We start from the raw sequence: 10099 nt of genomic DNA, 5'->3' as shown, positions 1-10099 counted from the left end.
GGACCCGAGGAATACGGCAACACAGCCACCGCAGAGGAAGGCCTCTGGGCCCGCAAAGGTTGGGCAGGACGCACGTGACACGCGCGGGATTTACACACGTTTTGTCCTATAACCCACTGCAACACCAACGCTTAAACGCAAAAGCCGTGGGAACCCTAGAGTTCCCACGGCTTTCTGGTCGGGCTGACAGGATTTGAACCTGCGACCCCTTGACCCCCAGTCAAGTGCGCTACCAAGCTGCGCTACAGCCCGTCAGTCCTGCCGTTCTCCGCCTAGGTTTTCACCTAAGCAGTCCGGCCGAACCACCTCAAAAAGCTTACACGATGTTCGAGGTTCTCAATGCCACCTTGGCGGGTGTCATCTGTGATGCGCGTCTCAATTAGCGCTTCTTGCCGCGCTTTTCGCGGACGCGCATGTTGACCTCGATCGGCGTGCCGTCGAAGCCAAAGGTTTCCCGCAGCCGGCGGGTGATGAACCGGCGGTATCCGGGGTCCAGGAAGCCCGTGGTGAAGAGCACGAACTTCGGCGGACGGCTGGACGCCTGGGTGCCGAACAGGATGCGCGGCTGCTTGCCGCCGCGGACCGGGTGCGGGTGGGCGGCCACGAGCTCGCCCAGGAACGCGTTGAGGCGACCCGTGGGGATGCGCTTGTCCCAGCTCTCCAAGGCGAGGTCCAGAGCGGGCACCAGACGGTCCTTGTGCCAGCCGGTCTTGGCGGAGATGTTGACGCGCGGAGCCCATTCAACGTGTGCCAGGTCCTGCTCGATTTCACGCTCAAGGTAGCGGCGACGTTCGTCGTCGAGCAGGTCCCACTTGTTGAACGCGAGGACGAGCGCGCGGCCCGACTCGATGGCGAGCTGCAGGATGCGGACGTCCTGTTCGCTGAGCACCTCGTCAACGGCCAGGAGCACGACGGCGACCTCCGCCTTTTCGAGCGCGGCCTGCGTACGCAGGGAGGCGTAGAAGTCCGCGCCCTGCGCCATGTGCTGGCGGCGGCGGATGCCTGCGGTGTCCACGAAGCGCCACGTGCGGCCGCCGAGTTCGATGAATTCGTCCACGGGGTCGCGGGTGGTCCCGGCGAGGGGATCAACCACCACGCGCTCGGAGCCGGCCAGCTTGTTCAGCAAAGAGGACTTGCCGACGTTCGGGCGGCCGATGAGGGCAATGCGGCGGGGACCGCCGGAGCGCTCGACGCCTTCCACCGTGGAGAACTCCGGCAAGGTGTCCATGACGTGGTCCAGGAGGTCGGCAACGCCGCGGCCATGGAGGGCGGACACCGGGTACGGCTCGCCGAAGCCAAGGCCCCAGAGCGTTGCCGAGTCCGCTTCCTGCGCAAAGTCGTCCACCTTGTTGGCCACCATGATGACCGGCTTCTTGGACTTGCGCAGCATCTTCATGACGCCTTCGTCCGTGGCAGTGGCGCCAACGGCGGAGTCCACCACGAAGAGCACGGCGTCGGCCAGTTCCACGGCCATCTCGGCCTGCTCGGCGACGCGGGCGTGGATGCCCCTGGCATCGTGCTCCCAGCCACCGGTGTCCACCAGCGTGAAGTTGCGGCCGTTCCAATGTGCCGAGTACATGACGCGGTCACGGGTAACGCCCGGGGTGTCCTCGACGACGGCCTCGCGGCGGCCAAGGATGCGGTTCACCAGCGTGGACTTGCCGACGTTGGGGCGGCCGATGATGGCCAGGACCGGGTCAAGCTTGAGGGGGCCGTCGTCGCCTTCGTCGTCGTAGAGTCCGCTCAGCAGGGCTGCGTCGTCCTCGTCGAGGTCGTAGTCTTCCAGGCCCGCCCGGAGGGAGGCTGCACGGAGTTCGGCTTCGTCGTCGTCCAGGGCGGCGAGGTTTTCAGCCACCTGGTCGGTGCCGGTGGGCGTGTATCCGTCGTCGCCGGCTCCGATGTTGCCGGATTTGTGAGTCGTATCGCTCATTGCACTTTCCTTAGTGGTGATCTGCCGGCGTCCCGGCTACTTCTTCTTGGCGGTGCTGCATTGGCTGTGGGCCGGTGCATTAGTCCCCCGGAAGGGACTGACCGGTGGTCTTGACGGCATCCTGGACGTGTCCAGCCAGCGCAGCGCGGATCTCCGCGGCCGCCCTGTCCATTGAAACACGCCCCGACTCGCCATTTCTGCGGGTCACATTCAAGGGGGCTCCGAAACTGACGTGCAGATGTCGGCGCAGCCTCGGAATGGAGTCACGGTGTTCGTCGCCGATCCGCGTTCCGAGGATAGCCACGGGAATCACTGTGGCCCCGGACATCAGCGCGAGCCATGCGACGCCGTTGCTGATGTTGCCGGCGGTGCCGCTCCCCCGCGTTCCTTCAGGGAGAATCCCCACGCAACGGCCGGCGTCGAGCACTTTCTTTCCGAGCTGGAGAGCCGAGCGGTCACCGGAGCGGTCGATGGAAATCTGCCCCGAGGCACGAAGCACCCGTCCAAGGAAACCCTTGAACATCTCTTTCTTGACCAGGATGTGCATGGCCCGTGGAGCCGCGCCGAACATCACCGGCCCGTCCAAGAAGCTGATGTGGTTGCCCGCGAAAATGACCGGGCCGGATTTGGGAACATTGGAGCGTCCGGTGATCGCGGTCCGGTACAGGACGTGGTCCAACAGCCAGCCAACAGGCCGGCTCCACATCATGGTCCAGCGTGCCGGGAGCCGGGCTTCAGTCACCGTAGATGACCTTGCCCACAATGCTCAGTGCCGTTTCGACGGTTTCTTCGAAGTCCAGCTCCGAGGAATCCAGCGTTACGACCCCGTCGGCCGCTTGGGTGAAGTTCACCACAGTGGAGTCCTTGGCGTCGCGGTGGATCACTTGGGCGGCGAGCTGCTCCTGGCTCTGCGTCCCGCCCAACTGGAGGCCGCGGCGCCGCAGCCGCGCTTCCTCGCTGGCGGTCAGCAGCATGCGGACCTCCGCGTTGGGCGCGACGACGGTGGTGATGTCCCGTCCCTCCACCACCATGCGGCGGTGGTGCTGTTCGATCAGCTGGCGCTGTCGACGAATCAATTCGTTGCGGGCACCCAGGGTGGTTGCAACGGCGCTGACGGACGAGGAGATCCTCGGCTCGCGGATTTCCTCCGTGATGTCCACCCCGGCAACACTGACGTATTCGACGTTGGCGCTGGTGCTCAGTTCCAGCGGCAAATCCTTTGAGGCCTGCTCGACGGCGGCACCGTCGGCGAGGTCGATGCCGGTCTTGAGGCAGTACCAGGTCAAAGCACGGTACATCGCACCCGTGTCCAGATAGGCGAGCTTCAAGCGCCGGGCAACTTCCTTGCTGACGCTGGACTTGCCCGAGCCGGACGGGCCGTCGATGGCGACAACGAGCGGCTTGCCCGGGCGTACTACGGTCTCCGGACCGAATAGTTCACGTGTCATTACTGGAGTACCCGCCATCCACGGTCGGTCAAGGCTTCAACAAGGAGGTCATGTTTGTTGGGCATGACTGAAAGTTCCACCATGCCAACGTTCTGCCCGGACGAGTGATCCAGGCGGAGGTCTTCGACGTTGACGCCGATCTCGCCGATCTCCGTCAACAGCCTGGCGATCTGCCCGGGCCGGTCGTCTACCAGAACTGTAAGCCATGAATATGCCTGCGGGGGTCCGCCGTGCTTTCCCGGGATCCGGGCCTGCCCGGCGTTGCCTTCGCTGATGAGCTGGGCAAGGTCCAGCCGCGCACCCGGGGCTGTGGGGTCCTCCAAGGTACCGATCAGACGGTTGAGGTCCTCACGGACACCATGGAGGATATCCACCATCTTGGCCGCATTGTTGCCAAGGATCTGCACCCAAAGGGTGGGATCGCTGGCAGCAATCCTCGTAGTGTCCCGCAGCCCGTTGCCGGCCAGGGACAGCGCGTGGAGCGGTGTCCCCTGCAAACGGCTCGCGAGAAGCGATGACATCACTTGGGGCAAATGCGACACCAACGCAACCGCTTCATCGTGTTCCTCCGCCGTGAACTGGGAGACTATTGCCCCCAAGTCCCCGGCAAGGGAACGCGCAGTCTGAAGCGCGTCGGCACTGGTCTCGTCGGACGGGCACAGGACCCAGGGCATGGACGTGAAGAGCTCGCCGCGGGCAGCGACGGGCCCCGACTTCTCGCGCCCCGCCATCGGGTGCGTCCCCACGTAGCGGGACAGGTCCACTCCACGCGCACGGAGATCGGCCTGGATTGCCAGCTTGACGCTGGCAATGTCCACCACAACGGCCTCCGGGTATTCACCCAGGGCACGCTCGACGACGTCGGCCGTCACGTCCGGTGGCGCCGCGACGACAACCAGCTGGGGCGGATTCCCAAGCTCGGACAGAGGCCTGCCCGCACCGATATCCACGGCGACGGCCTGGTTGGTTGGCGAGGGGTCCGAAAGGAACACGGAGACACCCCGGCCACGCAGGCCGAGACCGATGCTGGCTCCGAGAAGCCCGGTGCCGAAAACGACCACCGGGCCGTCAAGGTGGCCCCGGCCGTGCGAGTGGAATGCCGACATGCCTTACAGTCCTACGGAGGCCAGGAGGTGTCCGACTTCCTGCTTGCCGAGGTTGCGGATGCTGCCCTGGCGCTGGTCGCCCAGGCCGATGGGACCGATCTTGACGCGCACAAGACGAAGCACGGGGAACCCTACGGCTTCGAACAAACGGCGGACAATACGGTTCTTGCCGGAGTGCAGCACAACCTCGATCAGCACGTGGCCCGGAGTGGAGTCCACGAGCTTGAAGGAGTCAACGGAAGCGATGCCGTCTTCGAGCTCGATGCCGGCCTTCAGCTGCGCACCGACGCCCTGCGGGAATGGACCGCGGACCTGTACCAGGTACGTCTTGGGCACCTCGTAGGAGGGGTGCGTCAGGCGGTTGGCGAGTTCGCCGTCGTTGGTCAGCAGCAGCAGGCCCTCAGTGGCGACGTCAAGGCGGCCGACGTGGAAGAGACGCTCGCCCTTGTTCTTGGCGGACTTCAGGAAGTCGCTGATGCAGGGACGGCCTTCGGGGTCTTCCATGGTGGAGACGACGCCCTTGGGCTTGTTGAACACCATGTAGAGCATGGTGTCATCGAGCTGGATGCGGATGCCGTCCACGTGGATCACGGCTGTCGCGGGATCCACGCGCATGCCGAGCTCGGTGGTGAGCTGGCCGTTGACCTCGACGCGGCCTTCCTCGATCATTTCCTCGCACACGCGGCGGGAAGCCACGCCTGCCTGGGCCATGACCTTCTGCAGGCGCACGCCATCGGCGTCGTGCTGCTCGGACTGCGCCACCTCGCCGCGGCGGCCGCGGGGCTTACGGATCGGGCCAAGGTTCTGGCCGAAGCGCTCACTGCCGAAGGCGCGGGAAGCGTACTGCTTCTTGTTGCTGGCCTTGGGCTTCAATGCGCCCGGGGTGCCCGGAGCCTTGCCGAAGCCGGGCTTGTTGGAGCCTGGCTTCCGGGGGGCCTTGGCCGGCCTTGCGTCTTGTCGGCCGGCGTCGTCACGACGCCCGTAGCCTCCGGCCGACGTGGGGTTGTCCGGATCGAAGGGGCGCTCTTCACGCGGACGAGTGGGCTTGAAGGGGCGTTCTCCGCCCGGGGAGAAGCTGCGCTTGCTGCCTCCGGAGGCGCCTCCGGCTCGGCTTGCGCCACCCCGGCCGGCACCGAAGCCGCTGCCTCCTGTACGGCCGGCGCTGCTGCGGCCTGAGTCTTGCGACTCGTTGCGTCCGGAATTGTTTCGTCCCGAACTATTACGTGGTGAACCCTGGCGTCCCGCCTGTGTCATGACCCGTCCTTTTGTTATGGTGGCCGGCTTGTTCTTTCTCAACATTAGCCAGCCGGACAGAGGATATCTGCCCTGTGTGAACTCTGCCCGCTACTAGCCCGGGCGTTTGTAGATCCTTGCAATATTGAGTTGTTTTGCCTTGCCTGCCGCCGCGGGTTCCCGCGGCTACATGCGTTCGGCGTCGAAGAACTCCTCGATGCCCTCCAGCCCCGGAAGGTGGGGGGACAATTGAGGCAGTTCCGCCACCGAGCCAATGCCCATGCGCTCGAGGAAATACGAGGTGGTCCGGTAAAGGATGGCCCCCGATTCAGGATCAGTACCCGAGTCCTCGATCAGCCCGCGTTGGACAAGGGTCCTGACGACTGAATCGACATTGACGCCGCGGATGGCCGACACCCTGGCCCTGGAAACCGGCTGCCGGTACGCGATGACCGCCATGGTTTCAAGGGCTGCCTGCGTCAGCCGCGCGGTCTGGCCTTCGAGAACGAACCTGCCCACGACGTCGGCAAATTCCGCGCGTGAATAGATCCGCCACCCGCCGGCAACGTTCCGCAACTCAAAACCCCGGGGTGCAGCGCTGGCACGTGCATCAATGTGCAAGTCATCAGCGTCCCTGCCCGGGGCTTTAACAGTATAGCCGCTATACTCCTGCCGCAGTCCCTCCAGCAAATCCTCGACGACGGCGACCGTCACGTTGAGCCCGGCAGCGAGCTCTTCCGCGGTGGCCGGTTGGTCGATCACCATCAGGACGGCTTCGAGGGCCGCGCGGGCGCCTCCGGGCAGGGCCTCAAGCTCGGCGAGGCCGTCCCCGCCTGTATCCTGCTCGCTCACAGCGGTTCCTCTCCTTGGTCGACCTGCTCGTATTCGTCGCTCACATTGTCGCTGCTCCACCCTTCGGGGCGCCCTGTCCAGCGGACGGTCAGTTCTGCGAGCGGACCCGGCTGGTCAAACGCCACCACACGGTCGCGGAACAGCTCGAGGAGCGCCAGGAACCGGACCACGACAACAAGCGTGGACTCAGCGTCCGCGATCAGCGCCCTGAAGGATTGTGGCTGGCCGCGCTGCAGGCGGTACCCGATGATCTCGGCTTGTTCCTTGACGCTGACGGGTGTTCCGTGAAGGTGGTCGAGCCCGACTTCCTCTGGCGTGTTGTCCTTCGGCGCGAGGGTCTTGGCCGCCAGCGCGGCGAACTGTTCGGGCGTGTGGCGCCAAATCAGCTCGGGCAACATTGCAGCGAAATGCCCTTCCAACGCAACTTGCCGCGGGAAGCGCCGGGCTTCGGACTCCAAGGTGCCGGACATGATCGCAGCCACCTGCTTGAAGGCCTTGTACTGCAGGAGCCGGGCGAAAAGAAGATCCCGGGCTTCCAGCAAGGCAATGTCCTCGGCGTCTTCCACTTCGCCCGCCGGCAGGAGCCTTGCGGCTTTGAGGTCCAGGAGGGTCGCGGCGATGACCAGGAATTCGCTGGCCTCATCCAGCGCCCAGTCCTCCCCCAACTCCTGCAACCGCCGGATGTATTTGATGAACTCGTCCGTGACGGTGGCCAGCGCAACTTCCGTGATGTCCAGCTTGTGCTTGGAGATCAAGCCGAGCAGGAGATCGAAGGGGCCGGTGAAGTTCGCCAGCCGGACCTCGAAGCCGCCCTTTCGTCCCGAAGGCGCGGCTCCGGCGTCGTCCGTGTTACTCCCGGAGGAGTACGACGGCGGCGCGTCGCCCACCAGGACGGGCCCGGCTTCAGGGGTGAGTGGCTCTGCCACGCGGGCTAGGGTGCGCCGCCGCGCGAAATCAATTCCTTGGCCAAGCGGCGGTAGGCGTCGGCACCGATGTGGTTTCCCGCGTAGCTGGTGATCGGCTCCGCGGCGACCGTGGCGTCGGCGAATTTGATGGAACGCTTGATGACGGTCTCGAAGACCTTGTCCCCGAACGCCTCCACAAGCCTCGAAATGACTTCGCGGCTGTGCAGGGTGCGGGCGTCGTACATCGTGGCGAGCACGCCGTCCACCTGAAGGCGCGGGTTCAAGCGGTCCTGGACCTTTTCGATCGTTTCGACGAGCAGTGCTACCGCGCGGAGGGCGAAGAATTCGCAGATCAGCGGGATGATGACGCCGTGCGCAGCCGTCAGTGCATTGACCGTCAGGAGGCCTAGGGACGGCTGGCAGTCGATGAGCACGACGTCGTAATCGTCCTCGACGCTCTTGAGGGCGCGGTCAAGCACTTGCTCGCGGGCCACCTCGTTGACCAGCTGGACCTCGGCGGCGGAGAGGTCGATGTTCGCCGGCAGAAGGTCGATGCCTTCGACGCCGGTCTTCTGGATGGCGTCACGGATGTCCACCTTGCGGTCCATCAGGACGTTGTAAACGGTGAGGTCGAGCTCGTGCGGGTTCGCGCCCAGGCCTGCGGAAAGGGCTCCCTGCGGATCGAAGTCAACGAGCAGGACGCGACGGCCGAATTCTGCGAGCGCGGCGGCGAGGTTGATGGTTGACGTGGTCTTGCCCACGCCACCCTTCTGGTTGACCATGGCGATGACCCGGGCCGGGCCATGCGAGGCCAGCGGCGCGGGTTCGGGGAAGTCGCGGTACGGGCGGCCCGTTGGCCCCATGACGGCGTCTTCCAGATCGAAATCCGTGCCCTCCAGCGTAGTTGTTCCCCGTTCGCTGCTCACGTATTTATCCACTCTCTCCACGACGGTCATTTCCTGCGGCTGTCTCCAGCACCAGCACTGCTCCCCACCTAGGCTACAGCGCCCGACACGGCATTTTGCGGAACTTGACTTTGCCCGCAATTTGAGCCTTTACCTTCTAGCTGAGGTAGAAGGTTGGGCCCGCGTGCCGTAAAACATGCAATCAAAAGCAGGCAAGGCAGGTCCCCTGGCGAGTTCCTGCCTTGCCTGCATGGATGCTTCCAAACGGCGTGCCGGACTAAGCGGGCACGGCCTCTTTCACCTCGGGTTCAGCGTGGTGGCTGATCATGGTCAACTCGTCGAAAGGCGTCGCACCGGACAGGACGTTGGCGACCTGGTTGCGGTCGATTTCCTTGACCCAGGTACCGATCAACACGGTGGCGACGGCGTTGCCCGTGAAGTTGGTCAAAGCGCGGGCTTCGGACATGAAGCGGTCGATGCCGACGATCATCCCGACGCCGCCCAGCAGTTCGGGCCGGTGTGCCTGCAAGCCCGCGGCGAGGGTGGCCAGGCCGGCTCCGGAAACGCCGGCCGCTCCCTTGGACGCAATGATCATGAAGACCAGCAGCGATACCTGGGCGCCGAGGTCCAGCGGAATACCCATGGCGTTGGCGACGAACAGCGAGGCCATGGTCAGGTAGATGGCAGTTCCATCGAGGTTGAAGGAGTAGCCGGTAGGCACCGTGACACCAACAACCGGCTTGGAAACGCCGAGGTGCTCCATCTTGGCGATGAGCCTGGGCAGCGCCGCTTCGGAGGACGAGGTGGAGAAGATGAGCAGGTACTCGCGGGCCAGGTACTTCATCAGCTGGAAGATGCTGACGCCTGCCACAACCCGGAGCAAGGTGCCGAGCACCACGACGATGAACAGCGCGCAGGTGATGTAGAACGCAACCATCAGGGTGAGCATTCCGAAAATTGCCTTCACGCCGGTGGCACCGACCACTGCGGCGATCGCACCGAAGGCGCCGACCGGAGCCAGCCACATGATCATGATGAGGATCCGGAAAACGAGTGCCTGCCCGTGCTGGATTGCCTTGAGGACCGGCTGGCCCTGGGACCCCATGCGTTGCAGCGCGAAGCCCACCAGGATGGCGGCCAGGAGCGTCGGCAGGACCGGAATGTCTCCGGGGATGATGCCCAGCAGGAAATCGGCGGTGCTGTTCGTGGCAGCCTTCGCATTGGGGTCGTACGGGATCAGTTTCAGGCCCTCGCCCGGGTGGATGATGTTGCCAACGACCAAACCGATGGCGAGCGCGAAGGTGGACATCACCAGGAAGTAGATGAGTGCGAGCCCACCGACCTTGCCAACCGTGGCAGCCTTGGCGATCGATCCGATGCCCAGGACGATGGTGCAGAAGATGACGGGGGCGATCATCATCTTGATGAGCTTGATGAAGCCGTCACCCAAGGGCTTGAGGGATTTACCCACTTCCGGGAAAAGCAAGCCGACGACGGCGCCCAGCACAACTGCGGCGATCACGGCGATGTAGAGGTAATGCGACTTGTCCAGCCCCTTGCGCCCGGCCTTCGCGGGTGCAATCTCTCCTCTTTGAGAGGTCATGGCTTTGCTCCTTATAGATACTCTGGAAAGCGCCGTGGTCCCTGCAAAATGTCCCTGCGTCGCTCTGCTGTGATACCCATCATTAGGCGCGGCGTGACATGTATCACTGTTGCGTTC

At 64.5% G+C, this 10099-nt stretch carries 8 protein-coding genes, 1 tRNA gene and 1 pseudogene; all 10 read right to left on the bottom strand.

What is annotated here, in order from left to right:
• Positions 1-175: 175 nt before the first annotated feature.
• The 10 genes and pseudogenes from VLA65_RS21530 to VLA65_RS21485 all read right to left on the bottom strand — a co-directional run bounded on the left by VLA65_RS21530 (position 176) and on the right by VLA65_RS21485 (position 9982).
• Positions 176-252 (bottom strand) — tRNA-Pro (locus VLA65_RS21530).
• Positions 253-379: 127 nt separating this feature from the next.
• Positions 380-1930: a ribosome biogenesis GTPase Der gene (gene der, locus VLA65_RS21525; RefSeq protein ID WP_332603687.1), complete on the bottom strand. Its 1551-nt coding sequence runs from the start codon at positions 1928-1930 to the stop codon at positions 380-382.
• Between the two features lie 10 nt (positions 1931-1940).
• A pseudogene (locus VLA65_RS21520) lies at positions 1941-2636 on the bottom strand (lysophospholipid acyltransferase family protein).
• Positions 2637-2664: 28 nt separating this feature from the next.
• Complete coding sequence (cmk, locus tag VLA65_RS21515; protein ID WP_284991603.1) at positions 2665-3378, bottom strand: (d)CMP kinase; 714 nt, start codon at positions 3376-3378, stop codon at positions 2665-2667.
• A complete protein-coding gene (locus VLA65_RS21510; protein WP_332603686.1) occupies positions 3378-4484 on the bottom strand; it encodes a prephenate dehydrogenase in 1107 nt (368 codons plus the stop codon). The genes cmk and VLA65_RS21510 overlap by 1 nt, the downstream gene beginning before the upstream one ends.
• A 3-nt stretch (positions 4485-4487) precedes the next feature.
• Positions 4488-5738 (bottom strand): pseudouridine synthase, encoded by a 1251-nt coding sequence (locus tag VLA65_RS21505; protein WP_284991605.1) that lies wholly within the window; start codon positions 5736-5738, stop codon positions 4488-4490.
• Between the two features lie 165 nt (positions 5739-5903).
• Positions 5904-6569 (bottom strand): SMC-Scp complex subunit ScpB, encoded by a 666-nt coding sequence (gene scpB / locus VLA65_RS21500; protein WP_284991606.1) that lies wholly within the window; start codon positions 6567-6569, stop codon positions 5904-5906.
• Positions 6566-7495, bottom strand: a complete 930-nt coding sequence (locus tag VLA65_RS21495; RefSeq protein WP_442880362.1) for a segregation and condensation protein A — start codon at positions 7493-7495, stop codon at positions 6566-6568. The genes scpB and VLA65_RS21495 overlap by 4 nt, the downstream gene beginning before the upstream one ends.
• Positions 7496-7500: 5 nt before the next feature.
• A complete protein-coding gene (locus VLA65_RS21490; protein ID WP_284751736.1) occupies positions 7501-8400 on the bottom strand; it encodes a ParA family protein in 900 nt (299 codons plus the stop codon).
• 256 nt (positions 8401-8656) lie between these two features.
• Positions 8657-9982 (bottom strand): cation:dicarboxylate symporter family transporter, encoded by a 1326-nt coding sequence (locus VLA65_RS21485; RefSeq protein ID WP_332603685.1) that lies wholly within the window; start codon positions 9980-9982, stop codon positions 8657-8659.
• Between the last annotated feature and the right edge of the window lie 117 nt (positions 9983-10099).

The organism is Arthrobacter sp. S2(2024) (assembly GCF_036662515.1).
GTDB lineage: Bacteria > Actinomycetota > Actinomycetes > Actinomycetales > Micrococcaceae > Arthrobacter.
Note: the sequence above shows the minus strand (reverse complement) of the source record. Positions and strands in the feature narration are given on the sequence as shown.

Coding starts and splice junctions, on each gene's coding strand:
- der (WP_332603687.1), bottom strand. CDS start 1,930: ATGAGCGATACGACTCACAAATCCGGCAACATCGGAGCCGGCGACGAC.
- cmk (WP_284991603.1), bottom strand. CDS start 3,378: ATGACACGTGAACTATTCGGTCCGGAGACCGTAGTACGCCCGGGCAAG.
- VLA65_RS21510 (WP_332603686.1), bottom strand. CDS start 4,484: ATGTCGGCATTCCACTCGCACGGCCGGGGCCACCTTGACGGCCCGGTG.
- VLA65_RS21505 (WP_284991605.1), bottom strand. CDS start 5,738: ATGACACAGGCGGGACGCCAGGGTTCACCACGTAATAGTTCGGGACGA.
- VLA65_RS21485 (WP_332603685.1), bottom strand. CDS start 9,982: ATGACCTCTCAAAGAGGAGAGATTGCACCCGCGAAGGCCGGGCGCAAG.